The sequence below is a fragment of the Caulobacter sp. CCUG 60055 genome, assembly GCF_022750545.1.
GTDB lineage: Bacteria > Pseudomonadota > Alphaproteobacteria > Caulobacterales > Caulobacteraceae > PUIC01.
Genome location: NZ_PUIC01000001.1, coordinates 760,142 through 786,597, shown reverse-complemented (window position 1 = coordinate 786,597; position 26,456 = coordinate 760,142). Strand labels below are relative to the sequence as shown.

The window sequence follows — 26,456 nt, the reverse complement described above, 5'->3', positions numbered from 1 at the left end:
GCGATGGCTTTGAAGCAATTCAATCCGACCTCGCCGGGCCGCCGCGGCCTCGTGCTGGTCGACAAGTCCGAGCTGCACAAGGGCCGTCCGGTCAAGGCGCTCGTCGAGGGCCTGACCAAGTCGGGCGGCCGGGGCGGCAACGGCCGCGTCGCGGTCCGCTTCCGCGGCGGCGGCGCCAAGCGCCTCTATCGCGTCGTCGACTTCAAGCGCCGCAAGTGGGACGTTCCCGCGACCGTCGAGCGCCTTGAGTACGACCCGAACCGCACCGCGTTCATCGCCCTGATCAAGTACGCCGACGGCGAGCTGGCCTACATCCTGGCCCCGCAACGCCTGAAGGCCGGCGACGAAGTCATCGCCGCCGAAAAGGTCGACGTGAAGCCGGGCAACGCCGCGCCGCTGCGCTCGCTGCCGATCGGCACCATCATCCACAATGTGGAGATGAAGCCGGAAAAGGGCGGCCAGATCGCCCGTTCGGCCGGCGCCTACGCCCAGCTGGTCGGCCGCGACGCCGGCTACGCCCAGATCCGCCTGGGTTCGGGCGAACTGCGCATGGTTCCGGACGGCTGCATGGCCACGGTCGGCGCGGTTTCGAACCAGGACCACATGAACGAGAACCTCGGCAAGGCCGGGCGTTCGCGTCACATGGGCCGTCGCCCGCACGTCCGCGGCGTCGCCATGAACCCGATCGACCACCCGCACGGCGGCGGTGAAGGCCGCACCTCGGGCGGCCGCCACCCGGTCACGCCGTGGGGCAAGCCGACCAAGGGCCGCAAGACCCGCACCAACAAGGCCACGGATAAGTTCATCATCCGTAGCCGCCACGTGAAGAAGGCCCGCTAAGCGATGACCCGTTCCGTCTGGAAAGGTCCGTTCGTCGACGGCTATCTGCTGAAGAAAGCGGAAGTCGTCCATTCGTCGGGCCGCAAGGAAGTGATCAAGACCTGGTCGCGCCGCTCGACGATCATGCCCCAGTTCGTGGGCCTGACCTTCGGCGTCTACAACGGCCAGAAGCACGTGCCGGTCCACGTCAGCGAGGACATGGTCGGCATGAAGTTCGGCGAGTTCTCTCCGACCCGCTACTTCCCCGGTCACGCCGCCGATAAGAAGGCGAAGAGGAAGTAACGATGAGCAAGCAAGCCAAAGAACGTCGGCTGAAGGCCGTCGAAGCGATGGCCAAGGTGCGCACCCTGCGCACCAGCCCCCGCAAGCTGAACCTCGTCGCTCAGTCGATCCGCGGCCTCAAGGTCCAGCGCGCGCTGAACGAGCTGGAATTCAGCCACAAGCGCATCGCCAAGGACGTCCGCAAGGCGCTGTACTCGGCCATCTCCAACGCCGAGAACAACCACAACCTCGACATCGACAACCTGGTCGTGTCCGAGGCCTTCGTGGGCAAGAACCTGGTGATGAAGCGTTTCTCGGCCCGCGCCCGCGGCCGTGCGTCGCGCATCGAAAAGCCGTTCTCCGAGATCACCATCGTGGTCCGCGAGCTGGGTGAGGCCGCCTAATGGGTCAGAAAGTCAATCCGGTCGGGCTGCGTCTCGGCATCAACCGCACCTGGGACAGCCGCTGGTTCGCGGCGGGCGACGACTACGGCCGTCTGCTGCACCAGGACATCAAGGTCCGCCGCGAGCTGAAGAAGCGTCTCGGCCAGGCCGGCGTGTCGCGGATCATCATCGAGCGCCCGCACAAGAAGTGCCGCGTCACGATCTACGCCGCTCGTCCCGGCGTGATCATCGGCAAGAAGGGCGCCGACATCGACAAGCTCCGCAAGGACCTGTCGACGATGACCGAAGGCGAGATCCACCTGAACATCGTCGAGGTCCGCAAGCCGGAAACCGACGCCCAGCTGGTCGCCGAGAACATCGCCCAGCAACTGGAGCGCCGGGTCGCCTTCCGTCGCGCCATGAAGCGTTCGATCCAGTCGGCCATGCGCCTCGGCGCCAAGGGCGTGCGGATCAACGTCTCGGGCCGCCTGGGCGGCGCGGAAATCGCGCGGATGGAGTGGTATCGCGAAGGTCGCGTGCCGCTGCACACCCTGCGCGCCGACATCGACTACGGCTTCGCTGAAGCCCGCACGACCTACGGCATCATCGGCGTGAAGACCTGGATCTTCAAAGGCGAGGTGCTGGAGCACGACCCGATGGCCCAGGACAAGCGTCTGTCGGGCGAGACGGGTCCTGCCGGCGAGGGCGGCGGACGTGAGCGCGGCGACCGCCCGGATCGCGGCGACCGCCGTGAACGCCGCGAGCGCGCGTAAGGATTTGCGATAATGCTGTCTCCCAAGAAGACCAAGTACCGCAAGCAGTTCAAGGGCCGCATCCACGGGAACACCAAGGGCGGCGCCACGCTGAACTTCGGCTCCTACGGCCTGAAGGCGGTCGAACCGGAACGCATCACCGCGCGCCAGATCGAAGCGGCTCGTCGGGCGATCACCCGCCAGATGAAGCGCCAAGGTCGCGTGTGGATCCGCATCTTCCCGGACGTGCCGGTCACCGGCAAGCCGGCCGAAGTCCGGATGGGCAAGGGCAAGGGCGCGGTCGAGTTCTGGGCCGCCCGCGTGGCGCCCGGCCGGATCATGTTCGAGATCGACGGCGTCGCCGACGACGTGGCGCGTGAAGCGCTGCGCCTGGGCGCCGCCAAGCTGCCCATCAAGACCCGCGTCGTGACCCGTCTCGACGCCGGCCTGGCGATGGCCGCGGAGTAGGACCGATGACCAAGATCGCCGACATCCGGGCTCTGACGCCCGACCAACTCGCCGAACAGCTCCTGACCCTCAAGAAGGAGCAGTTCAACCTTCGCTTCCAAGCGGCGACGGGCCAGGTCGAAAAGACCCATCGCTTCAACGAAGTTCGCAAGGACATCGCGCGCATTCAGACCGTCCTGCGGTCGAAGAGCGCGGCCTAACGGAGAGGACCAGATATGCCCAAGCGTATCCTCGAAGGCACGGTCGTCTCCGACAAGGGCGACAAGACCGTGGTGGTGAAGGTCGAACGGACCTTCCTCCACCCCGTGCTGAAGAAGACCGTGCGCCGGTCGAAGAAGTACCACGCGCACGACGAAGCCAATGCGTACAAGACCGGCGAAATCGCCCGGATCATCGAGTGCGCGCCGAAGTCGAAGCTGAAGACCTGGGAAGTCCTGCCTAAGGACGGCCAGGGCGTCAGCGCTTAAGTTTGGAAGGATCTGAACTATGATCCAGATGCAGACTAACCTGGACGTCGCCGACAACTCGGGCGCGCGCCGGGTCATGTGCATCAAGGTGCTCGGCGGCGCAGGTCGGCGTTACGCCGGCGTGGGCGACGTCATCGTCGTCTCCGTCAAGGAAGCGATTCCGCGCGGCCGCGTGAAGAAGGGCGATGTGCTGCGCGCCATCGTCGTCCGCACCTCGCAGAGCATCAAGCGCAAGGACGGCTCGCTGATCCGGTTCGACAAGAATGCGGCGGTGATCGTCAACAAGCAGAGCGAGCCGATCGGCACGCGGATCTTCGGCCCGGTTCCCCGCGAACTGCGCGCCAAGAACCACATGAAGATCATCTCGCTCGCGCCGGAGGTCCTGTAATGGCCGCCAAGATCAAGAAGGGCGACCGCGTCGTCCTGCTGACCGGCAAGGACAAGGGCCGTCAAGGCGCCGTCCTCAAGGTCTTCCCGAAGGAGCAACGGGTTCTGGTCGAAGGCCTGAACATCGTCCAGCGCCACACCCGTCCCACCCAGGGCGATCCCCAGGGCGGCATCAAGAACAAGGAAGCCCCGGTCCACGTGTCGAACGTGGCCTTCGTGGACCCCAAGACCGGCGAGCCGACCCGTGTCGGCTTCAAGATCGAAGGCGACAAGAAGGTGCGTGTGGCCAAGAAGTCCGGCGAGGTCATCGATGGCTGATCAAGCTTACGAACCGCGGCTGAAGTCCGATTATCGCTCGCGCATCCGCGCCGCGATGAAGGAGAAGTTCGGCTACACCAACGAGATGCAGATCCCGAAGATCGACAAGATCGTCGTGAACATGGGCATCGGTGAAGCCGTCGCGGACTCCAAGAAGGCCCAGGCCGCGATGAAGGACCTGGCGGCGATCACCGGCCAGAAGCCGCTGCCGACCAAGGCCCGCAACTCCATCGCCGGCTTCAAGCTGCGCGAAGGCATGGTCGTCGGCGCCAAGGTCACCCTGCGCCAGGATCGCATGTACGAGTTCCTCGACCGCCTGATCACGATCGCGCTGCCGCGCGTGAAGGACTTCCGCGGTCTGAAGGACACCTCGTTCGATGGTCGCGGCAACTACGCCATGGGTCTGAAGGAGCACATCGTGTTCCCGGAGATCAATTACGACCAGATCGATCAGATGTGGGGCATGGACATCATCGTCTGCACCACGGCCCGGAACGACGAAGAAGCCCGCGAGCTCCTGCGTCAGTTCCAATTCCCGTTCAACAAGAACTGAGCGGGAGGGAAAGACAGCACATGGCCAAGAAAAGCGCCGTCAACCGCAACGAGATGGTCAAGCGTCTCGTCAAGCAAAACGCCGCCAAGCGCGACGCCCTGAAGGCGATCGCCAACGATGAGTCTCTTCCGCTGGAAGAACGCTTCGAGGCGCGCCTCAAGCTGGCGAAGCTGCCCCGCAACTCGTCGGCGACCCGTATCCGCAACCGTTGCGAGGTCACGGGCCGTCCGCGCGCCTTCTATCGGAAACTGAAGATGAGCCGGATCGCGCTGCGCGAACTGGGTTCCAACGGCCAGATCCCTGGCCTGGTCAAGTCGAGCTGGTGAGGAGGTTCTGATGGTGAACGACCCCATCGGCGACATGATCGCCCGCATCAAGAACGCGGCCCAACGCAAGCGTTCCAAGGTTTCGACCCCCGCGTCGAAGCTGCGCCAGCGCGTCCTCGACGTGCTGCAGGACGAAGGCTACATCCGCGGCTACGCTCTGGTCGAGAAGCCGGGTGAATTCCCGGAATTCGAGATCGAGCTGAAGTACTTCGACGGTGCGCCCGTGATCGTTGAGATCTCGCGCGTGTCGAAGCCCGGCCGCCGCGTCTATTCGTCGATCAAGGACCTGAAGCCCGTGAAGAACGGTCTCGGGATCTCGATCCTGTCGACGCCGAAGGGCGTCATGTCCGACAACGCCGCCCGCGACGCCAATGTCGGCGGCGAAGTCCTCTGCCGCGTCTATTAAGGCGGGGCCCGGAGAAAAGACATGTCTCGGATTGGTAAGAAGGCCGTTGCGATCCCCTCGGGCGTGAACATCACGCTCGCGGGTCAGACGGTGACGGTGAAGGGCCCCAAGGGGCAACTCACCTGGACGGTCGCCGATGAAATCGAGGTCAAGCGGGAAGGCGCTGAGCTGACCCTGGCCCCGCGCGACGAAAGCAAGCGCGCCAAGTCGATGTGGGGTCTGTCCCGCACGCTGGTCGCCAACATGGTGCACGGCGTCACCCAGGGCTACGAGGAAACCCTCGAACTGGTCGGCGTCGGTTACCGCGCGGCGATGAAGGGCCAGGCGCTTTCGATGCAGCTCGGCTTCTCGCACGAAGTCGACGTTCCGGCGCCGCAAGGGATCACCTTCGCGGTTCCGAAGCAGACCGAAATCAAGATCGCCGGCATCGACAAGCAAGCCGTTGGCGAAATCGCCGCGAAGATCCGCCGCATCCGTCCGCCGGAGCCCTACAAGGGCAAGGGCGTGCGTTACGCGGGCGAGACCGTTCGCCGCAAGGAAGGCAAGAAGAAGTAAGCCATGGCGCTCTCTCCTCGCGATACCACCAAGCGCCGCGCCCAGCGCACCCGCACCCGGCTCAAGGCGCTGTCGAACGGCCGTCCGCGTCTGTCGGTCTTCCGCTCGTCGAAGAACATCTACGCCCAGATCATCGACGATGCTCAGGGTGTGACGTTGGCCCACGCCTCGTCGCTGGAAGGCGACCAGAAGGGTTCGGACAAGGAAGCCGCCGCCCGCGTCGGCAAGCTCGTCGCCGAACGCGCCCTGGAGAAGGGCGTCAAGGACGTCGTCTTCGACCGCGGCGGTTTCATCTATCACGGCCGGGTGAAAGCCCTGGCCGACGCCGCGCGCGAAGCCGGCCTGAACTTCTAAGGGAATAGAGCATGGCTCGTGGTGAACAACAGCGCGGTGACGGCCAACGCCGGGACCGCCGCGACCGCAACGCCCCCGAAGAGCGGGTCGACAGCGACATCGTCGAAAAGCTCGTACACATCAACCGCGTCGCCGCCACCGTGAAGGGCGGCCGTCGTTTCTCCTTCGCCGCTCTGATGGTCGTCGGCGACCAGAAAGGCCGCGTCGGCTTCGGTCATGGCAAGGCGCGCGAAGTGCCGGAAGCCATCCGCAAGGCGACCGAGGAAGCCAAGAAGTCGATGGTCCGCGTTCCGCTGCGTGAAAGCCGCACCCTGCACCACGACGGCAATGGCCGTTGGGGCGCTGGCAAGGTGATGATGCGCGCGGCCCCTCCGGGCACGGGCGTCATCGCCGGCGGCCCGATGCGCGCGGTTCTCGAAACCCTGGGCGTCCAGGACGTGGTCGCGAAGTCGACCGGCTCGTCCAACCCCTACAACATGGTTCGTGCGACGTTCGAGGCCCTGAAGGCCCAGAGCTCGCCCCGCCAGGTGGCCAACAAGCGCGGCAAGAAGGTCGGCGATATCATCGGCCGTCGCGCCGACGGCGCCTCGGCCGAAGGCGCCGTGGAAGGCTGAGGTAGATAGACATGGCCAAGACCGTCACCGTCCGCCAGATCGGCAGCCCGATCCGTCGCAGCAAGGACCAGCGGGCCACGCTGGTGGGCCTGGGCCTCAACCGCCTGGGCCGCGTCTCGACCCTGCAGGACACGCCGTCCGTGCGGGGCATGATCGCCAAGGTTCACCACCTTGTGTCGATCGTCGAGGAAGCCTAAACAGCGCTTTCGAGATCCTCCCGCCAGCCGGCGGGGGGATTTCTGACTTTCATATCCAAGCCGAGTCGGGCGCTCGCCCGGCGACAGATCTCCAAGGAGAGGCGACATGACCAAGCTGAATGAAATCCGCGACAACGAAGGCGCCCACAAGGGCCGCATGCGCGTCGGCCGCGGCCCGGGTTCGGGCAAGGGCAAGACCGGCGGCCGCGGCGTCAAGGGCCAGAAGTCCCGCACCGGCGTGGCCCTGGCGGGCTTCGAAGGCGGCCAGATGCCGCTGCACATGCGCATGCCCAAGCGCGGTTTCAACAATCCCTTCGCCCTGAAGCTGGTCGAGGTGAACCTGTGGCGCCTGGCCAAGGCGGTCGACGCGGGCAAGCTCGATCCCAAGAAGCCGGTCGACGCGGCCGCCCTGATCGCCGCCGGCGTCATCCGCCGCGAGAAGGACGGCGTGCGCCTGCTGGGCCACGGCGAGATCAAGGCCAAGCTGGAACTGACCGTGCATTCGGGCACGCCTTCGGCGATCAAGGCGATCGAAGCCGCCGGCGGCAAGGTGACGACCACGGCCAAGGCCAAGGAAGCCGCCGAGTAATCATCGTTCCTCCGGGAACGGACAGGGGAGGGGGCTCGCCAATCGGGCCCGCCTCCCCTATGTGTGTCCGCGTCGCTAAACCGCGATCTGTCGTGGGGTATTGAATGGCCTCGGCCGCCGAACAACTCGCAGCGAACATGAACTTCGACGCCTTCTCGAAGGCGAAGGAGCTTCACAAGCGAATCTGGTTCACCCTGATCGCGCTGATCGTCTACCGGCTGGGCGCCTACATCCCGATTCCCGGCATCGACGCGATCGCCTTCGCCCAGGCCTTCGAAGGCCAGTCGAAGGGCATCCTGGGCATGTTCAACATGTTCTCGGGCGGCGCCGTGCAGCGCATGGCGGTGTTCTCGCTGAACGTCATGCCCTACATCTCGGCCTCGATCATCGTCCAGCTGCTGGGCACGGTCTATCCGCCGTGGGAGAAGCTGCGCAAGGAAGGCGGCGAGGCGGGGCGCAAGACGCTCAACCAGTACACCCGCTACCTGACCGTCGTGCTGGCGGTCGTGCAGTCGGCGGCCATCGCCATCGGCCTGCAGAACAGCCCCGGCCTGGTGCTGAACCCCGGCGTGTTCTTCGTGGCCTCGACCATCGTCACCCTGACGGGCGGCACCATGTTCCTGATGTGGCTGGGCGAGCAGATCACCAGCCGCGGCGTCGGCAACGGCGTCAGCCTGATCATCTTCGCCGGCATCGTGGCGCGTCTGCCGACCGCCATCTGGCAGGCGCTGACCCTGACCCAGAACGGCTCGATGTCCGGCTTCTCGCTGTTCGCCATCGCCGTGATCGCCATCGTGGTGGTGTTCGCCATCGTGTTCATGGAGCGCTCGCAGCGCCGTCTGCTGGTGCAGTACCCCAAGCGCCAGATGGGCAACCGCATGATCGGCGGCGAGACCTCGTTCCTGCCGCTCAAGATCAACACCGCCGGCGTCATCCCGCCGATCTTCGCCTCGTCGCTGCTGCTGCTGCCGGCCACCGCCATGGGCTTCCTGTCCCAGGCCAACCTGCCGCAGTGGGCGCAGTGGCTGCCCGGCGCGGTCGGCCAGCTTCAGCACGGCCGCCCGGCGTTCATGTTCTTCTACGCCTTCCTGATCATCTTCTTCTCGTTCTTCTACACCTCGATCGTGTTCAATCCCGACGAGACGGCGGAGAACCTGCGCAAGTACGGCGGCTTCATGCCGGGCATCCGGCCGGGCAAGCGCACGGCGGAATATCTGGACTTCGTGCTGACCCGGCTGACGGTGATCGGCGCGGCCTACATCACCGCCGTCTGCATCTTGCCCGAGGCGCTGATGGGCTATCTCAACAGCACCCAGTTCTATCTCGGCGGCACGTCGATCCTGATCGTGGTGTCGGTGACCATGGACACCGTGGCCCAGATCCAGTCGCATCTTCTGGCGCACCAGTACGAAGGGCTCATCAAGAAGTCCAAGCTTCGCGGCGGGGGCCGTGGTCGTTAAGGGGGAGCAAAGATGAACCTGATCCTTTTCGGTCCGCCGGCGGCGGGCAAGGGCACCCAGGCCAAGCGCCTGGTCCAGGCGCGCGGCATGGTGCAGCTGTCCACGGGGGACATGCTGCGGGCCGCCATCGCCTCGGGCTCGGAGCTCGGCCAGAGGGCGAAGGGGATCATGGATCGCGGCGAACTGGTTCCCGACGAGGTGGTGATCGGCCTGATTGAGGAGCGCCTGCCCGAGGCCGAGCGCGCCGGCGGCGCGATCTTCGACGGCTTTCCGCGCACCTTGGCCCAGGCCGAGGCGCTCGACGTCATGCTGGCCAAGCGCGGCCGCAAGATCGACGTCGTGGTCCGCCTGCGCGTCGACGAGCAGGCCCTGCTGGCCCGCATCAGCAAGCGTTTCGCCGACGAGGGCCGCCCGGACGACAATCCGGACGTCTTCGTCACCCGCCTGGCGGCCTACAACGCCCAGACCGCGCCGCTGCTGCCCTACTACAAGGGGCAGGGCAAGCTGGTCGAGATCGACGGCATGGGTTCGGTCGAACAGGTGGCCGGAGAGATGGACGGCGCCCTGGGCGGCGTCACGGTCTGACGGCGGTCGGGGGCGATCCGCCCCAGGCCGCAGAAAATGAAGGTTTTTCGAAGCCTTCGCCATTGACGGAATCGCAATCGTCCCTATAACGGTGCGCTTCCGCGAAAGGGCGCGAGGATCGCGCCGGTTCTCTCACGTCTGTGAAGAGCCGGGGCGGCTTTTGCGTTGAAATTACGCTTAGCGCCTTTTGTGGGCGTGACCAGGAGATCTAGAGACGTGGCTCGTATCGCAGGCGTCAACATTCCGACCAACAAGCGCGTCGTCATCGCGCTGCAGTACATCCATGGCATCGGTCAGGCCAAGGCCAAGGAAATCGTGCACAAGGTCGGCATCGAGGACGCGCGCCGGGTGAATTCCCTCACCGACCAGGAAGTGCTGCAGATCCGCGAAACGATCGACCGCGACTACACCGTCGAGGGCGACCTGCGTCGTGAGACGGCCGTCAACATCAAGCGCCTGATGGACCTGGCCTGCTATCGCGGCCTGCGTCACCGCAAGGGCCTGCCGGTCCGCGGCCAGCGCACCCACACCAATGCGCGCACGCGCAAGGGCCCGGCGAAGCCCATCGCCGGCAAGAAGAAGTAAGAGCGAAGTCCGATGGCCAAAGAACCGACGCGCGTTAAAAAGCGCGAACGCAAGAACATCACTTCGGGCGTCGCGCACGTGAACGCCTCGTTCAACAACACCATGATCACCATCACCGACGCGCAGGGGAACACCATCTCCTGGTCGAGCGCCGGCATGATGGGCTTCAAGGGTTCGCGCAAGTCGACCCCGTACGCCGCCCAGATGGCCGCCGAAGACGCCGGCAAGAAGGCGATGGAACACGGCGTCCGTACGCTGGAAGTGAACGTCTCCGGTCCCGGCTCCGGCCGTGAATCGGCCCTGCGCGCCCTTCAGGCCGCCGGCATGACGATCACCACCATCCGTGACGTGACCCCGATCCCGCATAACGGTTGCCGGCCGCCCAAGCGTCGCCGGGTCTAGTTCGGCTTAATTTCAAAACTCCCGTCGCCGGCCCGATTTTCGAGGCCGGCGAGCCGCGTTCAAGGACTGCATCGTGATCGAAAGAAACTGGAACGAGCTGATCCGTCCTGAGAAGCCGCAAATCGAGACCGGCGCCGACGCGCTGCGCAAGGCGCGCATCGTCGCCGAGCCGCTCGAGCGCGGCTTCGGCGTGACGCTCGGCAACTCGCTCCGGCGGGTGCTGCTGTCGTCGCTGCAAGGCGCCGCCGTCACCGCCGTTCAGATCGACGGCGTCGTGCACGAGTTCTCCTCCATGGAAGGCGTGCGCGAGGACGTGGTCGACATCGTCCTCAACATCAAGCAACTCGCCGTGCGCATGCACGCCGAGGGGCCCAAGCGCATGACCCTGCGCGCCGAAGGTCCTGGCCCGGTCACCGCCGGCCAGATCGAGACCCCGGCCGACATCGAGATCCTCAACCCCGACCACGTGCTCTGCACGCTGGACGACGGCGCCTCGGTGCGCATGGAGTTCACCGTCCAGAACGGCAAGGGCTACGTCCCGGCCGACCGCAACCGTCCGGAAGACGCGCCCATCGGCCTGATCGCCGTCGACGCGCTCTATTCGCCGGTCAAGCGCGTGGCCTATCGCGTCGAGCCGACCCGCCAGGGCCAGTCGCTCGACTACGACAAGCTGGTCATGGAAGTCGAAACCAACGGCGCGGTCAGCCCGGTTGACGCGGTGGCCTACGCCGCCCGCATCCTGCAAGACCAGCTGCAGATCTTCATCACCTTCGAAGAGCCGAAGAAGAAGACGGAAGGCGAGGCCAAGCCCGAGCTGCCGTTCAATCCGGCCCTGCTCAAGAAGGTCGACGAACTGGAGCTGTCGGTCCGCTCGGCCAACTGCCTGAAGAACGACAACATCGTCTATATCGGCGACCTGATCCAGAAGACCGAGGCGGAGATGCTCCGCACCCCGAACTTCGGCCGCAAGTCGCTGAACGAGATCAAGGAAGTGCTGGCCGGCATGGGCCTGCATCTCGGCATGGACGTGGCCAACTGGCCGCCGGAAAACATCGAAGACCTGGCCAAGAAGTTCGAAGACCAGATCTAAGATCGTTTCGCGCTGTTCTCCCTGACCGTTCCGCAAGGGCCGGTCAGGGGCCCGCAGATGCCGCCAAGGCGGTGGAGGGCCCCGGCGCTTCGATAGGTTCCAGCCGGGAAATGGGCTGGATTTCGTGCAATCGGGCGCAGGATATCGCGCCGTGCGGGCCAAGGCCCAGGAGACAGTACTATGCGTCACGGTTACGCTCACCGGAAACTCGGCCGCACCACGGCTCACCGCACCGCCATGTTCGCCAACATGGCCGCCAGCCTGATCAAGCACGAGCAGATCGTCACCACCCTGCCGAAGGCCAAGGAACTGCGTCCCTTCGTCGAGAAGCTGGTCACCCTGGCCAAGCGCGGCGACCTGCACGCCCGCCGCATCGCCATCAGCCGCGTCCGTGACGTCGAGCAGGTCGGCAAGCTGTTCGGCACGCTGGGCCCGCGCTACAAGACCCGCGAAGGCGGCTATATCCGCGTCCTGAAGGCCGGCTTCCGCTACGGCGACAACGCCCCGATGGCCGTGATCGAGTTCGTCGATCGCGACCCGTCGGAAAAGGGCAAGGATTCCGGCCCGGTGCACGTGGTCGACGCCGAAGACTGAGGCTCGCGCCAGTCGTCAGATTTTGGAACCCCCGTCGCTCGCGCGGCGGGGGTTCTTCTTTGCGCAGGGCGGCGTGCAACGCGCCGGTCACATCAAGGCGCTATGCCGGTCCGACATCAGACACACGGATCGTCCCTTGCGCGTTCTCAGGTTCCTGGCCGCCCTCGGCCTTGTCGCCCATATCGCCGCCTGCGCCCATTCGCCGGCGCCCGCGCCCGCGCCGCCCGCCAGCCGGGTCGCATCCTCCGCCGCCGGCGCGGCGGCCGCCCGCACGGTGATCCTGATCTCCATCGACGGCTTCCGGGCCGACTATATCGGACGCGGACACACGCCGACGCTGGCGCGGCTGGCGGCGGAAGGGGCGACGACGCCGGGCATGCGCCCGTCCTTTCCGTCGGTGACCTTCCCCAATCACTACACGCTGGTCACCGGCCGCCGGCCCGACGGCCACGGCGTCGTCGACAACGTCTTCGAAGACCCGGCCATGACGCCGCCGCGGTTCGACAAGAACGACAAGGCGACCGCCAACGAGCCCCGCTGGTGGGAAGGGGCCGCGCCGCTCTGGGTGAGCGCCGAGCGCCAGGGCGTGCGGACCGCGACGATGTTCTGGCCCGGCTCGGAAGCGGCGATATTCGGCGTGCGGCCGTCCTATTGGGCCGCCTTCGACAAGGCGACGACCTCGAACCAGCGGACGGACCGGTTGCTCGAATGGCTCGACCGGCCGGCGGCCGAGCGTCCGCGTTTCCTCACGCTCTATTTCAACATCGTCGACGGCGCCGGCCACGAGTTCGGCCCGGATTCGCCCGAGGTGAACCAGGCCGCGGCCACGGTCGACACGGCGATCGGCCGGCTGATCGACGGCTTGAAGGCGAGGGGGCTCTATGACGCGACCGATCTGGTCGTCGTCGCCGATCACGGCATGGCGGCCACCTCGGCCCAGCGGCGCATCCTGCTGGACGACCTCGTCCCGCTGGCCGATGTCCGGACGATCGTGACCGGTCCGGTCACCGGGCTGGCGCCCCTTCCAGGGCGCGAGGCCGAGGTCGAGCGCCATCTGCTCGCGCCTCACGATCACATCCAGTGCTGGCGCAAGGCTCAGCTTCCGGCGCGCTTCGCCTACGGCCATAACCCGCGCGCGCCGCCGATCGTGTGCCTGGCCGAAACCGGCTGGAAGGTCGCCACCCGCCAGCAGGCGGCCAGGTATGACGCCGATCCGAGCCATCAGCCCGGCAAGGTCGGCGGCGACCACGGCTACGACCCCGCCGACCCGACCATGGCGGCGCTGTTCATCGCCCGGGGCCCGGACATCCGGCCGGGCGCGGTTCTGCCGCCGTTCGACAACGTCGATGTCTATCCGCTGCTGGCCAGGCTGCTCGGCGTGAAGCCCGAGCCCGGCGACGGCCGGCTGGAAGACGTCGCCCCGGCGCTGCTCAAGCCCTGAGGGCGCCCCAAGGATGCAAGACCGAGGCCCGGCGCGACGGAATCTGCCGGCCCGCCGGTTCGATCTCAGGCGCGGCTTCCCGCGCGGGCCCGGCTTGATATATTTTCGATTTCTGTTAAATATTTCCTCCAGAAGCATATAGGAGGTCGCGCCATGTCCCAGCCTGCTCGCCGTCCCGCCCTGATCTCGGCGGTCGTCTACAAGGACCCCAAGGCCGCCCTGCAATGGCTGCAGGACGCGTTCGGCTTCGAGATGGCCATGCTGATCACCGATCAGGACGGCAATCTGGCGCATTCCGAAATGCGTTTCCGCAACGGCGTCGTGATGATCGGCAACGAATGGTCCGCCCAGCACCGGAGCCCGGCCAACCTTGGCGGCCTCAACACCCAGACGGTCCATGTGCAGATGGACGAGGACATCGACGCTCATTGCGAGCGCGCCCGCAAGGCGGGGGCCGAGATCCTGATAGAGCCCGAGACCCAGTTCTACGGCGACCGCACCTATCGGGCCCGCGATCCCGAGGGCCATATCTGGACCTTCGGCCAGACCGTCACGGACCTGGGGCCGGAGACCTGGGACCAGGCGAGCGGCTTCAAGACCCAACTGTGGCCGTGACCCCGGCCGCCGTCCTCGACGCCGCCTTCGACGCGGCTCGGCTCGACGATACCCTGGCGGCGCTGGCCGACCCGCATCGCCGCCGGGTGGTCGACCTGTTGAGCGAACGGCCCCGGCGGTCCGGCGATCTGGCGCGCCAGATCGGGCTGGCGCCCCCGGCCATGAGCCGCCATCTGAAGCACTTGCGCGATTGCGGCCTCGTCGAGGAGCGGCATGACGGTCCCGACGCCCGCGTGCGCATCTACAGCCTGAGGCCCGAACCGATGGCCTATCTCAAGCAATGGCTCGACCAGATGGAGGCGCTGTGGAGCGATCAGCTCACGGCCTTCCGCGACCATCTGGCGGCCCGGGCTCCATGACCTCGCGCGTGCTGGTGTCCATCCGCGTGCCGGCCGACGCGATGACCGCCTTCACGGTGTTCACCCAGGAGATCGGGCTGTGGTGGCGGCCCAACGCCCTGTTCCAGTTCACCCCGCGCGACCCGGGCGTGCTGTCCTTCGACGGCGGGGAGGGCGGCCGGTTCGTCGAGACCCTGCCGAACGGCAAGGTGTTCGAGATCGGCCGGGTGCGGGCCTGGGAGCCGGGACGGCGGCTGGTGTTCGGCTGGCGGCAGGCGACCTTCGCGCCTGGCCAGGACACCGAGGTCGAGGTCGTCTTCGAGGCCCTCGGCCCGGCCGAGACGCGGGTGACGGTCGAGCATCGCGGCTGGGACAGCGTGCCGGCCGAACACGTCGCTCGCCATCATTTCCCGGACGGAGTATTCCTGCGTCGGCACGGCGACTGGTGGCAGGCCCTGATGGACGCCTATCGCGGGAGGCTGGCGTGACCGCCGACGACATCCGCGCGGTCGCCTTGAGCCTGCCCGAGGCGGTCGAGGCGCCGCATTTCGACCGGACTTCGTTCCGCGTCCGCGGCAAGATTTTCTGCACCCTGACCCCGGACGGGGAACGGGTGATGGTCAAGCTGCCGCTGGAGATCAAGGCGGCGGTGCGCGAGGCCCATCCGAACGCCTTCCTGCCGCTGCCTGGAGCGTGGGGACGCGGCGGCTCGACCCTGTTGACGGCGGCGGCGACGCCTGACGACGTGCTCGCCGACCTGATCCGCCTGGCCTGGCGCGCTGTCGCGCCGGCCGCTCTGAGCGCCGCCGGGGGAGGGCGGACCCTATGAAGGACATGGCTTCGCCGCTCAAGCACGGCAAGAGACAGGCCGCCCTCGGCTTCATCTTCGCCACCGCCCTGATGGACGTGCTGTCGCTGGGGGTGATGATCCCGGTGCTGCCCAACCTGGTGAAGCAGTTCGCCGGCGGCGACACCGCCGCCGCCGCGCAGTGGAACGTGCTGTTCGCCACCACCTGGGGCGTGATGCAGTTCTTCTGCGCCCCGGTCATGGGGCTGCTGTCCGACCGGTTCGGCCGCCGGCCGGTGATCCTGATCTCGATCTTCGGCCTGGGGATCGACTTCCTGTTCATGGCCTTCGCCCCGACGCTGGCCTGGCTGTTCGTCGGGCGCGTGATCAACGGGATCACCGCCGCCAGCTTCTCGACCGCCAGCGCCTATGTCGCCGACATCACCCCGCCCGACCAGCGCGCCAAGGCCTACGGCCTGATGGGCGCGGCCTTCGGGGCCGGCTTCGTGATCGGCCCGGCCATCGGCGGCACGCTGGCCCAGATCGACCTGCGCCTGCCGTTCATCGTCTGCGCGGGGCTGGCGCTGTGCAACTGGCTCTACGGCTTCCTGATCCTGCCGGAATCGCTGCCGCCGGAGCGCCGGGTCAAGGCGCTGAACTGGCGCAAGGCCAATCCCGTCGGCTCGCTGCGCCTGCTGGCCAGCCGCGCCAACCTCTTGGGCCTGGCCGGCGTCGGCTTCCTGTTCCAGCTGTCGCACAACGTGCTGCCCAGCATCTTCGTGCTCTATATGGGCTATCGCTACGGCTGGAGCCCGGCCCTGGTCGGCTACACGCTGATGGCCACCGGCGTCGCCGGCATCATCGTCCAGGCCAGCCTGGTCGGGCCGGCGGTCAAGCGCTTCGGCGAGCGGGGCGTGCTGCTGATCGGCCTGGTTTCGGGCGCGATCGGGTTTCTGATCTACGCCCTGGCGCCGACGGGAACCATCTATCTGCTGGGCCTGCCCATCTTCGCCCTGACCGGCTTCATCCAGCCGGGCCTGCAGGGATTGATGACCCGCCGTGTCGGCCCCGACGAGCAGGGCCAGCTCCAGGGCGCCAATTCGGCGTTGATGGGGGTTTCGGCCATCATCGGCCCGGCCTTGTTCGGCCTGACCTTCGCGTGGTCGGTGCGACACGACGCCGTCCTGCACGCGCCGGGCCTCGCCGTGGTGATCGCCGCCGCCCTGATGATGCTGGGCTTCCTGTTGGCGCTGAGGGTGGCGAGACCGCCGGCCGAGGCGGCCGATCAGGCGCAACCCGCCTGATCGCCGGGCGCGATCACCCGCCTTGATTGCGCCCGAAACCTCGGCTTTGTACTTTCACCCAGAAGGTCCACCAAAGGCTTCAGACTCCATGCGCGCAGCCCGCGTCCTGATCCCCGCCCTGGCCGTGCTGGCCGCCTGTTCCGATCCCGCCGCCAAGTCGTCCGCGCAGAACCTGCCGGGGCCGCCCCTGGCCGAGCCGGCGCGCCACGTTCCCGGCGACGTCGCGGCGATGAAGATGTCGTTCGCGCCGGTGGTGAAGAAGGCCGCGCCCGCCGTGGTCAACGTCTACAGCCAGAGGGTCGTGCGCCAGCGCGTCGATCCGTTCTGGGATTTCTTCATGGGCGGCGGCGGCGTGCCCCGCAACCGGGTCGAGAAGTCGCTCGGCTCGGGCGTCCTGGTGCGGGCCGACGGCGTGGTGGTGACCAACAACCACGTGGTCGACGGCATGCAGGAGATCATGGTCGTCCTGTCCGACCGCCGCGAGTTTCCGGCCAAGGTGCTGCTGGCCGATCCGCGCACCGACCTGGCCGTGCTGAAGATCGACGCCAAGGGCGAGCGCCTGCCGGTCCTGGCCATCGACGACCGCGAGCAGCTCCAGGTCGGCGATCTGGTCCTGGCCATCGGCGACCCGTTCGGCGTCGGCCAGACCGTGACCAACGGCATCATCTCGGCGGTCAACCGCACGGCCGAGGCCGGCGGTGACCCGTCGTCGTACATCCAGACCGACGCGGCCATCAATCCGGGCAATTCCGGCGGGGCCCTGGTCGACATGGACGGCGACCTGATCGGGGTCAACAGCTTCATCCTGTCGCGTTCGGGCACCTCCAGCGGCGTCGGCTTCGCCATTCCCGCCGCCATGGTCCGCCGGGTGGTCGAGACCGCCGTCGGCGGCGGCAGCGCCTTCGTGCGCCCGTGGCTGGGCGTGCGCGGCCAGCCGGTGACCAGCGAGATCGCCCGCAGCCTCAATCTGGACCGCCCGCAGGGCGTGCTGGTCGGCGAGATCTATCCGGGCGGCCCGGCCGACCGCGCCGGGCTGAAACCCGGCGACCTGATCCTGTCGATCGACAACCAGCCGGTCGACGATCCGGCCGGGATCAACTACCGCGTCAGCACCCATCGCCCCGGCGACGACGTCACCTTGCAGATTCGTCGCGACAAGACGCCCCGCAGCCTGACCGCCAAGGTGCAGCCGCCGCCGGCCACCCCGGCGCGGGACGAGCGCGTCATCGCCGGCCGCAACCCGCTCGAAGGGGCGACCGTGGTCAATCTGTCGCCGGCTGTGGCCGACGAACTGGGCGCCGACCCCTTCGCCGGCGGGACCGAGGGCGTGGTGGTGGTGACCAAGGTCGGCCAGGGCTACGCCGTGCGGGCGGGGCTGCAGCCGGGCGACATCCTGCGCGCCGTCAACGGCAAGGCGGTGCGCTCCACCCGCGACGTCGAGCAGGCGGTCCAGGCCACCTCCCGCCGCTGGCAGATCACGGTCCAGCGCGGCGAGCAGGTGATCACCGGCAACTTCTCGCTCTGAGGCGGGGGCGGGAAGGGGCGCGTCGGCGCCGCTTCTGCTAGGTTGCGGCGCATGACCGATTTGTTCCAAGCGGCGGGCCTCGCGCCCGAGGCGCCGCGGCCGCTGGCCGACCGCCTGCGGCCCCAGTCCCTGGACGAGGTGGCGGGCCAGGACCACCTGCTCGGCCCCGACGGGCCGATCCGCCGGATGGCCGAGGCGCGCCGCCTGTCGTCGATGATCCTGTGGGGGCCGCCGGGCACCGGCAAGACCACCATCGCCCGGCTGCTGGCCAAGGCGGGGGGGTACGAGTTCCAGCAGATCTCGGCGGTGTTCTCGGGCGTCGCCGACCTCAAGAAGGCCTTCGACCAGGCCCGTGTCCGCCGGGCGGCGGGGCAGGCGACCCTGCTGTTCGTCGACGAGATCCACCGTTTCAACCGCGCCCAGCAGGACGGCTTCCTGCCCTTCGTCGAGGAGGGCGTCGTCACGCTCGTCGGGGCCACCACCGAGAACCCGTCGTTCGAGCTGAACGGCGCCTTGCTCTCGCGGGCCCAGGTCTATGTGCTCAAGCGCCTGGACGAGGCGGCGCTGGAGGGGCTGCTCGCCAAGGCCGAGACCTTCGAGGACCGGCCGCTGCCGCTGGACGACGAGGCGCGCGCGACGCTGGTCGCCATGGCCGACGGCGACGGCCGCTATCTGCTGACCCTGGCCGAGACGCTGTTCAACATCGGCGCGGCCAAGCCGCTCGATCCCGCCGGCCTCGGCCGCATCCTGCAAAAGCGCAGCCCGGCCTACGACAAGGATCGAGAAGAACACTACAACCTCATATCGGCGCTGCATAAATCGGTACGGGGCTCAGACCCCGATGCGGCGCTCTACTGGCTGGCGCGGATGCTGGCGGGGGGCGAGGACCCGCTGTTCATCGCCCGCCGGCTGGTGCGCATGGCCAGCGAGGACATCGGGGCGGCCGACCCGCTGTCGCTGCTGCTGACCACGGCCGCCAAGGACGCCTACGACTTCCTCGGCAGCCCGGAGGGCGAGCTGGCCCTGGCCCAGGCGGTGGTCCACATGGCCTCGGCCCCCAAGTCCAACGCCGTCTACGTCGCCTTCAAGGCCGCGCAGAAGGCCGCCCGCGAGACCGGCTCGCTGCCGCCGCCGGCCCTCAGCCGCAACGCGCCGACGCGGCTGATGAAGGAACTGGGCTACGGCAAGGGCTACGCCTACGACCCCGACGCCCCGGATGGTTTCTCCGGTCAGAACTATTTCCCCGAAGGCATGGAAAGACCGGTGTTTTACGCGCCCAAGGGCGACGGCGCCGAGGCGCGCGTCAAGGAGCGGCTGCAACACTGGGCCGACCTGCGGGCGCGGAAGGCGGGGGCGTGAACCGGCCCGCCGCCGGCCGCCCGCGCACCCCGTCCCAACCCAGGGCGGCGGACGGCGGGATCTTGCTGAGCCCCGAGGAGGTCGCTTTCGTCCGGGGGCTCGTGCTCTACGAGGACGACCATGTCATCGCGCTGAACAAGCCCGCCGGCCTTTCCAGCCAGGCCGGGCGCGCGCCGGTGAACACCCTGGACGAACTGCTGCACGCCTTCGCCCGCTCGAACGGCAACCGGCCTCGCCTGATCCACCGGCTGGACCGCGACACCTCCGGCGTCATCCTCACCGGCCGCACCAAGCCGGCCGCAGGTTTCCTGGGCAAGGCGTTGATGGCGCGCAAGTTTCGCAAGACCTACCAGGCCATCGTCTCGCCGGGCGCGCCCGATCCCGCCCAGGGGCTGATCGACACGCCGCTGCGGCGCGAGGAAATCGGCCGCGAGGCCTATATGCGGGTCTGCGCCCCCGACCATCCCGACGCCGAGGCCGCGCGCAGCCGCTATCGCACCCTGGCGGCGGCGGGCGGCGCGGCGCTGGTCGAGCTGTCGCCGGAGACGGGACGAATGCATCAGCTTCGGGTGCACATGGCCTCGATCGGCCGGCCCATCGTCGGCGACGTCCGCTACGGCGGCGCCCTGACCCTGGCCGGCCGCGCCGCGCCGCGCCTGATGCTGCACGCGGCGGCGCTGGAGTTTCCCCATCCGGGCGGCGGAACCCGGCGGATCGAGGCGCCGCTTCCGGCCGATTTCCTGGCCGTGGCGGCGGCCGCCGGCCTGGTCGAGGGTTGAGGAACGCCTCGCCGTCTTAGGGATTGAATGCTCGGGCGCACGACGGAGGAGCCAGCGATGAAACGTCTCGCACTGATCGGTCTTCTCGGACTTTCGCTGGCGGCGTGCGCGACGCCGACGGCCTTCGCCCCCGCCGCCGGGCCGAACGGCGTCGGCTTTTCGGACATGCGCATCGAACAGGACCGCTACCGCGTCACCTTCCAGGGCGGCGGCGGCGCGCCCGCGGCCCAGGTCGAGGACTACGCCCTGCTGCGGTCGGCGATCATCACCCTCGACGCCGGCTACGACTGGTTCCGGGTGGTCGGCCGCCGCGAGCAGGCGGCGGGAAGCGGCTCGACCATGTCGGTGGGCGGCGGCTCGGGATACGGCGGGCGCAGTTCGGTCGGCGTCGGCGTAGGCGCGGCGTTCGACCTCGGCGGCGGCCCGCGCCTGTCGACCACGCTGGAGATCAAGCTCGGGCGCGGCCCGACCCCGCGCGAGCCCGACGTCTACGACGCCCGCGACGTGAGGCGGACCATCGGCGGGCGGGGCGGGACCCTGACCTAAACGGCGGCTCGCGCCGGGCGGCGGTTCGGTTATAAGCAGCACATGAACAGAGTTCTTCTTGTCGCGGTCGGCGGGGCGGCGGGCGCCGTGGCCCGCTACGTCGTCGGCGCCCGCGCGCTGCAGGTCTTCGGCTCCGGCTGGCCGTTCGGCACCTTCATCGTCAACGTCATCGGCGGCCTGTTCATGGGCCTGCTGGCCGGCTGGCTCGCCCATCGCGGCGGGATCGGCCAGGACAAGTGGCGCGTCCTGCTCGGCGTCGGGGTGCTGGGCGGCTTCACCACCTTCTCGGCCTTCTCGCTGGAGGTGGCGCTGATGATCGAGAAGCGGTCCTACGGCCAGGCGTTCAGCTATGTGACCGCGTCGGTCCTGCTGGCGGTCGGCGCGCTGTTCCTCGGCCTCACCGTGGCGCGGCGGATCTTCGCATGAAGGAGGTCCGCACCCTTTATGTGGACGCCGGCGAGGACGGCGTGCGGCTCGACCGCTGGTTCAAGCGCCGCTGGCCCCACCTGAACCATATCCAGATCCAGAAGCTCGTCCGCTCGGGCCAGATCCGCGTCGACGGCGCGCGCGCCAAGGCTGACATGCGGCTGGCGGCCGGCTCGCAGGTGCGCGTACCGCCTTTGCCCGACGCGCCCGATCCGGCCGAGAAGGCGACGATCTCGGCCCGCGACGCCGCCTTCGCCCGTTCGCTGGTGATCTACGAGGACGAAGAGGTCCTGGCCCTGAACAAGCCGTCGGGCCTGGCCGTGCAGGGCGGCACCAAGACCACCAAGCACATCGACCGCCTGCTCGGCGCCTGGGGCGAGGGCCTGGAGCGGCCGCGCCTCGTCCATCGTCTCGACCGCGACACCTCGGGCGTGCTGCTGCTGGGCAAGACCCCGGCCGCGGCGGCCAAGCTGTCGGGCGCCTTCGCCAAGCGCCGGGCCCAGAAGACCTATTGGGCCATCGTCGCCGGCAATCCCAAGCCGGCCGAGGGGGTGATCGAGCTGCATCTGGCCAAGAAGGGCCTCAACGACCGCGAGCTGGTGGTCCCCGCCGATCCCAAGGACCCCAAGGCCGATCCCGCCGAGACGGAATATGTCACCGTGTCGCGGGCCGCCGGTCGCGCCGCCTGGATGGCGCTGCGGCCCCATACCGGCCGCACCCACCAGCTGCGGGCGCACATGAAGGCCATAGGCCATCCGATCCTGGGCGACCCGAAATACGGCGACGAGGCCTCGAACGCCCTGTCGGGGCCGCTCAAGCTGCAACTGCACGCTCGCCGCGTGGTGCTGCCGCACCCGTCCGGCGGCATGCTCATCGTCGAGGCGCCGATCAGCAAGGAGCTGAAGGCCGGCTTCGCCCACTTCGGCTTCGACGAACACGAGGCCGACCCCGAGCCGTTCGCCGGCAAGGGCAAGCGCCGTTGATCCCCGGATCTCAGGATCCGGTGTCCCTGGCCGAGGGGCTGATCGCCCAGGGACGTCCGGCCGAGGCGGTGAACCTGCTGGCGCCGCTGGCCGCCGGCCTGACGCCCAGCCATGCGACGCTGGTCGCCCACGCCTCGGCGCTCAAGGGCGTCGGCAGGCCGGAGGCGGCGCTGGCGACCAACCGCCGGGCCATCGCCCTCTATCCCAACAGCGGCGTGGCCTGGCACAACCTCGCCGCCACCCTCGGCGACATGCTGCAGGCCGCCGAGGCCAAGGCGGCGGTCGAGAAGGCGTTCGCGCTCAAGCTCGACGCCCCGGAGACTTGGCTGGTCTACGCCCGGGCGCTGCACTACCTCAACGACCTCGACGGCGCCGACAAGGCCTACGCCCAGGTGCTGAAGCGCCGGCCGGCCTATTTCGAAGCGGCCGAAGAGCACGGCCGGCTGCGCTGGATGCGCACGGGCGACGTCGAGGCGGCGCTGCGCCCGCTCGACGCGGCGGCGCGGGCCGGGGGGCCGACAGCCCTGATCGCCCTGGCCAAGGCGAGGCTGCTTCAGGCCGGCGACCGGGCCGACCGCCGTCGGGTGGTGCTGGAGGACGCGCTCCGCCGCACGCCCGGCGATCTGCTGCTGCTGATCGGCCTGGCCCAACTGGCCCTCGACGAAGGGCGCGAGGACGAAGGCGTCGTGCTGGCGCGTCAGGCCGAGGCGCGAGCGCCGTCCGACGTGTCGGTGAAGGTGCTGCTCACCTCGTTGCTGCTGGCCCAGGGCCGCGCGCGCGAGGCGTTCGACACCATCGTCCAGGCCGTGCGGCTGGAGCCCGCCAACCAGGCCGCCTGCGGCTGGCTGGCCACCGCCGCCCGCGCCGTCGGCGATCCGGCGGCCCGGTGGCTCTACGACTACGACCGTTTCGTGCGCCCCTACGACATTGAGACGCCCGAGGGCTGGCCCGACCTCGACGCCTATCTGGCCGACCTGGCGACCAGCCTGCGGCGCATCCACGGCTTCTCGTTCCATCCGCCCGAGCAGACCCTGCGCGGAGGCGGCCAGACCATGGTCGACCTGCGGACCCTGGACGATCCGGCCGTACAGGCCTTCTTCAAGGCCATTGACGCGCCGATCCGAGCCTATATGGCGGCGGTCGGGACTGGGCGCGAGCATCCGCTGACCCAGAAGAACACCGGCCGCTACCGGATCGCCGGCTCGTGGTCGGTGCTGCTGCGGCCCAACGGTTTCCATGTCGACCACTTCCATCCCAAGGGCTGGCTGTCGTCGGCCTTCTATGTCGAGGTGCCGCAGGCGGCGCTCGACGGCGGCGCGCGCGAGGGATGGATCCGTTTCGGCCAGCCGCCGTCCAAGATCACGCCGCGTCAGGGCCCCGAGCACTACGTCAAGCCCAAGCCGGGGCGGCTGGTGCTGTTCCCGTCCTACATGTGGCACGGGACCGAGCCGTTCACGACTGAGGAAAGCCGGCTGACCATGGCCTTCGACGTCGCGCCGGCCTGACGGCCGCTAGACCAGATCGCGCACCGGCGGGGCGTCGGCGGCGCCCGGAAAGACCACGGTGTCGAGCGTTCGTCGGTCAAGGCCCAGCTGGTCGGCCAGGGCGCCCTTGAACAGGCTGCGCATGTCCAGCGTCGGCGCGGTGTCGCGGTTCTCGAACAGGCGGGCCTGGCGCAGGGTCGGCCAGTCGCCGACGACGCCGCGTCCCTTCAGCCCGCCGCCCAGGATCAACGCGGTGGAGGCGGTGCCGTGGTCGGTGCCGCGCGTGCCGTTGACGCGGGCGGTGCGGCCGAACTCGGTGCAGACCAGGATCAGGGTGTCGCTCCACGCCGGCCCGAGCCCGGAGGTCAGGCCGTCGATCATCGAGTCCAGATAGAGCAGGCGATTGGCCAGCTGGCCCTCGGCCGCGCCCTGGTTGGCGTGGGTGTCGAAGCCGTCGAGCGAGACGGCGGCGATCTGCGGGCCGTTGGGCTCGATCATGAACTTGGCCAGCGTGGCGCCCAGGTTGCGCGCCTGGCCGGCGGCGGCCTGCTGGGCCCGGGCCTGGAGCTGTTGCGCTCCGCCCGCCTGATTCATGGCGACGTCGGCGGCCATAGGGCCGGGCGCGGGCGGAGCCGGATCGACGGCGGCCTTGGCCATGGCCTCGGTGCGCAGGCCGGCCGCGAGGGCCGGGCCGAGCAATGGGTCGCCGGCGTAGAGGTCGGCCAGGATGCCGGGCAGGCGCGGATCGGCGTCGCGATAGCCGCCAGGCGACCAGGACGCGGCCTGGACCTTGCCGCGCAGGATCAACGGGGCCTGGGCGCCGACCGACAGGGCCTCGACCTTGCGCTGGGCCGACAGCGCCTGGAGCGCGCGGTTGAGCCAGCCGGAGTCGGCCGCATAGACGCCGCTCATGCCGGTCTCCAGCACGTCCTGGGCCTCGAAGTGCGAGCGCGCCCGGTCGGGCGTGGCGATGGCTGGAGCGATGCGGGCCTGCCCCTTCATGGCCAGGTCGTGGATGGCGGTCAGCTTGGGGTGCAGGCCGAAGGTGTCGTCCAGCGGCAGCGCGCCGCCGGGCTGGCCGAAGCCGGCGATGGCGATCTCGCCGCGCAGGCCGCGATAGTCCGGATCGCCCACCGGCGGCGACACCGACAGGCCGTCCATGGCCCCGCGGCAGATGACGACCACCAGCTTGCGCCGGGCGGCCGCGCCTTCCGAGGCGGCGAAGGCCTGACGGCCGAGGAAGGTGACGGAGAGGCCGAGGCCGGCCGCGGCGAACAGGGCGGCGCGGCGGCTGGGCGCGGTCAGGAGGCGGGTCATCGGCGTTGGAACTCCGGGGACATCAGCAGGACGGCCAGGGCCTCCTTGCGGCTCTCGGCCCGGTCGACCGCCTTGGCGACGACCGGGGACAGGCGGGCGCCCAGCGCGTTCTGGGCGATCTGGGCGGGGTCGGCGTCGCCCATGTTGGCCGCGGCGAAGGCCTCCGACCACGTCATGCGCTTGACGATGGCGTCCGGGGCGGCCCAGTCGCCGGCGACGTCGGCCCAGCCCTTGGGCGAGGGCGGCGTGAAGGCGCGCTGGCCGAAGGTGTTGAGCGGGGCGATGATGTCGCGCGGGGCGGCGGGGGCGGCGCCCAGCGCGCGCCAGCTGGAGATCAGGAATTCATAGGGGGTCTTGAACTTGGCCGCGGCCGGGCTCCAGGCCTCGGGCGCGTCGACCAGGGCGGCGGCGACCTGATCCAGGCGGCCGTCGCTGTCGCGGAAGCTGTGTTCGAGGCGGGCGGTCAGGGCGGGTGGCGGATCGTCGGCGACGAAATGGCGGGCGAGCTTGACCGCCACATGGCGGGCGGTGGCCGGGTGGGCGGCCAGGTCGCGCAGGACGGCGCGGGCCTGGGCCTCGCCGCCGTCGCCGTAGGCGCGGCCCATCACCCGGCGCGCGCCAGGCTCGTGCAGGTTGGCCCGGAAGATGAACCGCCCGCGCGTCGACGGATCGGGATCGCGTGGCCCGCCGAAGCTCCATCCGGTCAGGGCGCGGGCGAATTCGGTGACGTCGGCCTGCTGGTAGCCGGCGTCGACGCCGACCGTATGCAGCTCCATGATCTCGCGGCCGAGATTCTCGTTGAGGCCGAGCTTGCGGTTGCGCCGGGCCGCCGGGCTGTCCGGTCCCGCCGACTGCGCCTGGTCGAGATAGACCAGCATGGCCGGATGGCGGGTCGAGGCCGTCAGCAGGTCCTCGAAGCGGCCGAACACGTGGGGGCGCAGGGCCTCGCGCTCGAACGGGCCGACGACGGCGGGCATCAGGCCCTTGTTGGCCGCCACCGCGAAGTGGTTGATCCAGAACAGCGTCCAGCGCTCGCGAAAGCCGCCGTCGGTCTGGGCGGCCAGACGGGCGCGGGCCATGAACTCGTCGGCCGTGCCCAGATATTCCTTGCGCAGCATCGACTTGAGGGCGTTCGGGTCCTTCTTGGCCTGCTGATAGTCCTGGAAGTCGGCGATGCGGTCGGCGGTCGAGGGCAGGGCGGGGTCGGGCTGCTCGGCGCCCTCCGGGCGGATCTGGGCCTTCAGCCAGCCCCTCGGGTCGCTCCGGGCGGCGGCGATCTCGCCGGGCCGGGCGCCGAGACCGAACCGGGTGGCGGCGACAGCCGCCGTCATGTCGCGGTCGCTGGTGGTCACCTCATGCTCTCCGC

The 26,456-nt window shown here is 68.9% G+C and carries 38 protein-coding genes; 36 read left to right on the top strand and 2 right to left on the bottom strand.

What is annotated here, in order from left to right:
- Positions 1–3 precede the first annotated feature (3 nt).
- From rplB to C5708_RS03670, 36 genes are all read left to right on the top strand, one after another.
- Positions 4–840 (top strand): 50S ribosomal protein L2, encoded by an 837-nt coding sequence (gene rplB / locus C5708_RS03845; RefSeq protein ID WP_242917986.1) that lies wholly within the window; start codon positions 4–6, stop codon positions 838–840.
- A 3-nt stretch (positions 841–843) separates the two neighbouring features.
- Positions 844–1,122 (top strand): 30S ribosomal protein S19, encoded by a 279-nt coding sequence (gene rpsS / locus C5708_RS03840; protein WP_242917984.1) that lies wholly within the window; start codon positions 844–846, stop codon positions 1,120–1,122.
- A 2-nt stretch (positions 1,123–1,124) separates the two neighbouring features.
- The gene (rplV, locus tag C5708_RS03835; RefSeq protein ID WP_242917981.1) at positions 1,125–1,505 is read left to right on the top strand and encodes a 50S ribosomal protein L22; all 381 of its coding nucleotides are present in this window, start codon (positions 1,125–1,127) and stop codon (positions 1,503–1,505) included.
- Positions 1,505–2,257: a 30S ribosomal protein S3 gene (rpsC, locus tag C5708_RS03830; RefSeq protein ID WP_242917979.1), complete on the top strand. Its 753-nt coding sequence runs from the start codon at positions 1,505–1,507 to the stop codon at positions 2,255–2,257. The genes rplV and rpsC overlap by 1 nt, the downstream gene beginning before the upstream one ends.
- Before the next feature lie 12 nt (positions 2,258–2,269).
- Positions 2,270–2,704, top strand: a complete 435-nt coding sequence (gene rplP / locus C5708_RS03825) for a 50S ribosomal protein L16 (protein WP_242917977.1) — start codon at positions 2,270–2,272, stop codon at positions 2,702–2,704.
- Positions 2,705–2,709: 5 nt separating this feature from the next.
- Entirely contained in the window at positions 2,710–2,904 is a 195-nt protein-coding gene (rpmC, locus tag C5708_RS03820) for a 50S ribosomal protein L29 (protein ID WP_242917975.1), read from the top strand.
- 15 nt (positions 2,905–2,919) lie between these two features.
- Complete coding sequence (rpsQ, locus tag C5708_RS03815; RefSeq protein WP_242917973.1) at positions 2,920–3,171, top strand: 30S ribosomal protein S17; 252 nt, start codon at positions 2,920–2,922, stop codon at positions 3,169–3,171.
- 19 nt (positions 3,172–3,190) lie between these two features.
- Positions 3,191–3,559 carry a 50S ribosomal protein L14 gene (gene rplN / locus C5708_RS03810; RefSeq protein ID WP_242917971.1) on the top strand — a complete coding sequence of 123 codons (369 nt, stop codon included), beginning with the start codon at positions 3,191–3,193 and terminating at the stop codon, positions 3,557–3,559.
- Positions 3,559–3,876, top strand: coding sequence for a 50S ribosomal protein L24 (gene rplX, locus C5708_RS03805; protein WP_242917969.1), 318 nt, complete (start codon positions 3,559–3,561; stop codon positions 3,874–3,876). Before rplN ends, rplX begins: the two co-directional genes overlap by 1 nt.
- Positions 3,869–4,429: a 50S ribosomal protein L5 gene (gene rplE, locus C5708_RS03800; RefSeq protein ID WP_242917967.1), complete on the top strand. Its 561-nt coding sequence runs from the start codon at positions 3,869–3,871 to the stop codon at positions 4,427–4,429. Before rplX ends, rplE begins: the two co-directional genes overlap by 8 nt.
- A gap of 20 nt (positions 4,430–4,449) precedes the next feature.
- On the top strand, positions 4,450–4,755 hold the full coding sequence (gene rpsN, locus C5708_RS03795; RefSeq protein ID WP_242917966.1) for a 30S ribosomal protein S14: 306 nt from the start codon (positions 4,450–4,452) through the stop codon (positions 4,753–4,755).
- 7 nt (positions 4,756–4,762) lie between these two features.
- A complete protein-coding gene (rpsH, locus tag C5708_RS03790) occupies positions 4,763–5,161 on the top strand; it encodes a 30S ribosomal protein S8 (protein WP_242918065.1) in 399 nt (132 codons plus the stop codon).
- A 21-nt stretch (positions 5,162–5,182) separates the two neighbouring features.
- Positions 5,183–5,716 (top strand): 50S ribosomal protein L6, encoded by a 534-nt coding sequence (gene rplF / locus C5708_RS03785; RefSeq protein ID WP_242917964.1) that lies wholly within the window; start codon positions 5,183–5,185, stop codon positions 5,714–5,716.
- Between the two features lie 3 nt (positions 5,717–5,719).
- Entirely contained in the window at positions 5,720–6,070 is a 351-nt protein-coding gene (gene rplR, locus C5708_RS03780; RefSeq protein WP_242917962.1) for a 50S ribosomal protein L18, read from the top strand.
- Between the two features lie 11 nt (positions 6,071–6,081).
- Positions 6,082–6,684 (top strand): 30S ribosomal protein S5, encoded by a 603-nt coding sequence (rpsE, locus tag C5708_RS03775; RefSeq protein WP_242917960.1) that lies wholly within the window; start codon positions 6,082–6,084, stop codon positions 6,682–6,684.
- Positions 6,685–6,689: 5 nt separating this feature from the next.
- Entirely contained in the window at positions 6,690–6,881 is a 192-nt protein-coding gene (gene rpmD / locus C5708_RS03770) for a 50S ribosomal protein L30 (RefSeq protein ID WP_242918063.1), read from the top strand.
- Positions 6,882–6,987: 106 nt separating this feature from the next.
- The gene (gene rplO, locus C5708_RS03765) at positions 6,988–7,470 is read left to right on the top strand and encodes a 50S ribosomal protein L15 (RefSeq protein ID WP_242917959.1); all 483 of its coding nucleotides are present in this window, start codon (positions 6,988–6,990) and stop codon (positions 7,468–7,470) included.
- 104 nt (positions 7,471–7,574) lie between these two features.
- A complete protein-coding gene (secY, locus tag C5708_RS03760; RefSeq protein ID WP_242917957.1) occupies positions 7,575–8,930 on the top strand; it encodes a preprotein translocase subunit SecY in 1,356 nt (451 codons plus the stop codon).
- 12 nt (positions 8,931–8,942) lie between these two features.
- Positions 8,943–9,515 (top strand): adenylate kinase, encoded by a 573-nt coding sequence (locus C5708_RS03755; RefSeq protein WP_242917955.1) that lies wholly within the window; start codon positions 8,943–8,945, stop codon positions 9,513–9,515.
- 216 nt (positions 9,516–9,731) lie between these two features.
- Entirely contained in the window at positions 9,732–10,100 is a 369-nt protein-coding gene (gene rpsM / locus C5708_RS03750) for a 30S ribosomal protein S13 (protein WP_242917953.1), read from the top strand.
- 12 nt (positions 10,101–10,112) lie between these two features.
- The gene (gene rpsK, locus C5708_RS03745; RefSeq protein ID WP_242917951.1) at positions 10,113–10,502 is read left to right on the top strand and encodes a 30S ribosomal protein S11; all 390 of its coding nucleotides are present in this window, start codon (positions 10,113–10,115) and stop codon (positions 10,500–10,502) included.
- 73 nt (positions 10,503–10,575) lie between these two features.
- Entirely contained in the window at positions 10,576–11,592 is a 1,017-nt protein-coding gene (locus tag C5708_RS03740) for a DNA-directed RNA polymerase subunit alpha (RefSeq protein WP_242917949.1), read from the top strand.
- A gap of 180 nt (positions 11,593–11,772) precedes the next feature.
- Positions 11,773–12,186: a 50S ribosomal protein L17 gene (gene rplQ / locus C5708_RS03735; protein ID WP_242917947.1), complete on the top strand. Its 414-nt coding sequence runs from the start codon at positions 11,773–11,775 to the stop codon at positions 12,184–12,186.
- Between the two features lie 136 nt (positions 12,187–12,322).
- Positions 12,323–13,627 (top strand): ectonucleotide pyrophosphatase/phosphodiesterase, encoded by a 1,305-nt coding sequence (locus C5708_RS03730; protein WP_242917945.1) that lies wholly within the window; start codon positions 12,323–12,325, stop codon positions 13,625–13,627.
- Positions 13,628–13,780: 153 nt separating this feature from the next.
- A complete protein-coding gene (locus C5708_RS03725) occupies positions 13,781–14,242 on the top strand; it encodes a VOC family protein (RefSeq protein WP_242917943.1) in 462 nt (153 codons plus the stop codon).
- Entirely contained in the window at positions 14,233–14,601 is a 369-nt protein-coding gene (locus C5708_RS03720; protein ID WP_242917941.1) for a metalloregulator ArsR/SmtB family transcription factor, read from the top strand. Before C5708_RS03725 ends, C5708_RS03720 begins: the two co-directional genes overlap by 10 nt.
- The gene (locus C5708_RS03715) at positions 14,598–15,068 is read left to right on the top strand and encodes an SRPBCC family protein (RefSeq protein ID WP_242917939.1); all 471 of its coding nucleotides are present in this window, start codon (positions 14,598–14,600) and stop codon (positions 15,066–15,068) included. Before C5708_RS03720 ends, C5708_RS03715 begins: the two co-directional genes overlap by 4 nt.
- Positions 15,065–15,409 (top strand): MmcQ/YjbR family DNA-binding protein, encoded by a 345-nt coding sequence (locus C5708_RS03710; RefSeq protein ID WP_242917937.1) that lies wholly within the window; start codon positions 15,065–15,067, stop codon positions 15,407–15,409. The genes C5708_RS03715 and C5708_RS03710 overlap by 4 nt, the downstream gene beginning before the upstream one ends.
- Positions 15,406–16,671, top strand: a complete 1,266-nt coding sequence (locus C5708_RS03705) for a TCR/Tet family MFS transporter (protein WP_242917935.1) — start codon at positions 15,406–15,408, stop codon at positions 16,669–16,671. Before C5708_RS03710 ends, C5708_RS03705 begins: the two co-directional genes overlap by 4 nt.
- A gap of 88 nt (positions 16,672–16,759) precedes the next feature.
- Positions 16,760–18,196, top strand: coding sequence for a Do family serine endopeptidase (locus C5708_RS03700; protein ID WP_242917933.1), 1,437 nt, complete (start codon positions 16,760–16,762; stop codon positions 18,194–18,196).
- A gap of 51 nt (positions 18,197–18,247) precedes the next feature.
- Positions 18,248–19,555 carry a replication-associated recombination protein A gene (locus tag C5708_RS03695; protein ID WP_242917931.1) on the top strand — a complete coding sequence of 436 codons (1,308 nt, stop codon included), beginning with the start codon at positions 18,248–18,250 and terminating at the stop codon, positions 19,553–19,555.
- Positions 19,552–20,334 carry an RluA family pseudouridine synthase gene (locus tag C5708_RS03690; protein WP_242917929.1) on the top strand — a complete coding sequence of 261 codons (783 nt, stop codon included), beginning with the start codon at positions 19,552–19,554 and terminating at the stop codon, positions 20,332–20,334. Before C5708_RS03695 ends, C5708_RS03690 begins: the two co-directional genes overlap by 4 nt.
- Positions 20,335–20,391: 57 nt before the next feature.
- A complete protein-coding gene (locus C5708_RS03685) occupies positions 20,392–20,880 on the top strand; it encodes a hypothetical protein (RefSeq protein ID WP_242917927.1) in 489 nt (162 codons plus the stop codon).
- A gap of 42 nt (positions 20,881–20,922) precedes the next feature.
- Positions 20,923–21,306 carry a fluoride efflux transporter CrcB gene (gene crcB, locus C5708_RS03680; RefSeq protein ID WP_242917925.1) on the top strand — a complete coding sequence of 128 codons (384 nt, stop codon included), beginning with the start codon at positions 20,923–20,925 and terminating at the stop codon, positions 21,304–21,306.
- On the top strand, positions 21,303–22,289 hold the full coding sequence (locus tag C5708_RS03675; protein ID WP_242917923.1) for an RluA family pseudouridine synthase: 987 nt from the start codon (positions 21,303–21,305) through the stop codon (positions 22,287–22,289). Before crcB ends, C5708_RS03675 begins: the two co-directional genes overlap by 4 nt.
- Positions 22,290–22,309: 20 nt before the next feature.
- Entirely contained in the window at positions 22,310–23,794 is a 1,485-nt protein-coding gene (locus tag C5708_RS03670; RefSeq protein ID WP_242917921.1) for a putative 2OG-Fe(II) oxygenase, read from the top strand.
- Positions 23,795–23,800: 6 nt separating this feature from the next.
- Here C5708_RS03670 and C5708_RS03665 read toward each other — a convergent pair whose 3' ends face one another.
- Both C5708_RS03665 and C5708_RS03660 read right to left on the bottom strand, forming a co-directional pair.
- Complete coding sequence (locus tag C5708_RS03665) at positions 23,801–25,090, bottom strand: DUF1501 domain-containing protein (protein ID WP_242917919.1); 1,290 nt, start codon at positions 25,088–25,090, stop codon at positions 23,801–23,803.
- Positions 25,087–26,442 (bottom strand): DUF1800 family protein, encoded by a 1,356-nt coding sequence (locus tag C5708_RS03660; RefSeq protein ID WP_242917918.1) that lies wholly within the window; start codon positions 26,440–26,442, stop codon positions 25,087–25,089. Before C5708_RS03660 ends, C5708_RS03665 begins: the two co-directional genes overlap by 4 nt.
- Positions 26,443–26,456 lie beyond the last annotated feature (14 nt).